Origin of the sequence: Pseudomonas grimontii (assembly GCF_007858185.1) — a bacterium.
GTDB classification, from domain to species: domain Bacteria; phylum Pseudomonadota; class Gammaproteobacteria; order Pseudomonadales; family Pseudomonadaceae; genus Aquipseudomonas; species Aquipseudomonas grimontii.
In genome coordinates, this window is sequence record NZ_VFES01000049.1 from 1 (window position 1) to 1,370 (window position 1,370).

The window sequence follows — 1,370 nt, forward strand, 5'->3', positions numbered from 1 at the left end:
CCCCATATGCGCTAACCAAATCTCCCACTCCATAGCTCATCTTGCTGGTATCCCCGTTTTCGCGGGGATTCACGCAGTTTCCGACTTATCGTTCCCCACTCTTCAAGGCAAGTAAATAACGACAAGCGCGGATTGATGACACAACAAAGTAACCAATGGACAAAAGTCATTTCACGCCAACGGCAACGCTGGCGTATCACTTGCTCTTTGTGATCCTTGACCCTCGATAGGGGAAAAATGCTCGCCTGTTGCGATTAACCGCTCGATCAAGCAAGCCACCAATAATTTCCCTTGCAGCCAAGCTTTTGCGCCTTCCGGATTTTTCTTTCTAAGGTGCGATAACCCTAATAAAGATTTCATCCGCTTGAACGCCAACTCCACCTGCCAACGATGCCGGTAGAGGGCCAAAATTCCTTGGGCATCCAGGCAGTCCAGGGTTGTGACCACCACCACATAACCTGCTGCTTCCACCGTCTGAGGTTGCACTTTTTTCTGTTTTTTCTGTCCGGTTCTCTTCAGCTTGCGCTCACCTTCCAGCCTTTGTTCTTCTGTCTTACGGTACGCACATACGCGAACCGCAACATTCCCGTTTGAGCCCTGCATCACCGCTGGCCACTCTCCGCTTTGCCCTGGCTGCAAGGTGCGCAATTGCGCCAGTTGCTCAAAGGGTAATCCTTGCTCATCCTTCAGCGGCAGACTGCTCAGGTTCATCCGTACCAGAACGTCGCCACCGCCATTGAGTACATGATTGATCCCGCGTCGATTGGCAAACCCTCGATCAGCCAGGAATACATCACCGGGCTGCACCGTAAATTGCGCCAGTGATTCGCCCACTTTGGTCGAGGTCACTTGTACTTCGCAGCAACGTAATGTGCTGATCTGCATCGTGTAATGCAGTCGCCATGTCGAGGTGACCGCGCCAGGCTCCGTAACGACGCTGCCATCGACAGCCAGTAGTCGTCGACCTTGTAGCGCCGGGCAGTCCACCTCTACGATCGGTGATTGTTGGATCAACTGCTCAGTGATCCAACCCAGCCATGGCCCCGATTTGTTGACTCGTTTGAGCAAGCCAACGTCCGATAGCTCCAGCCAGTCACCGGCGCGCGCTCTTTGCACCGTTTCGATCATCGAGCAGTCAGCACTTAGATACATCAGTAAGGTGCGCAATAAGCTCTCAGGGCCGCTGAATCGGCGACCAAACTTCAAGGCCCCCAGTTCTTTTGCCTTGGCTTCCCATCCTGCTGGCAACAGCGCCAGGAGTTTTGGCCAGTCTTCATTCAGTTTTTGCGTGGCGTCTGTCACTGCTAGTCACTTCCTATAGCGAGGCAGTTTTTACTATAGCTTTTGAGATATGGTTAGCGCATATGGGG

1 protein-coding gene is annotated in these 1,370 nt (G+C 52.9%); it reads right to left on the minus strand.

From position 1 onward, the window contains the following. Window positions 1–171: 171 nt before the first annotated feature. Window positions 172–1,302, minus strand: coding sequence for an IS4 family transposase (locus FIV39_RS32880; protein WP_090400627.1), 1,131 nt, complete (start codon window positions 1,300–1,302; stop codon window positions 172–174). Window positions 1,303–1,370 lie beyond the last annotated feature (68 nt).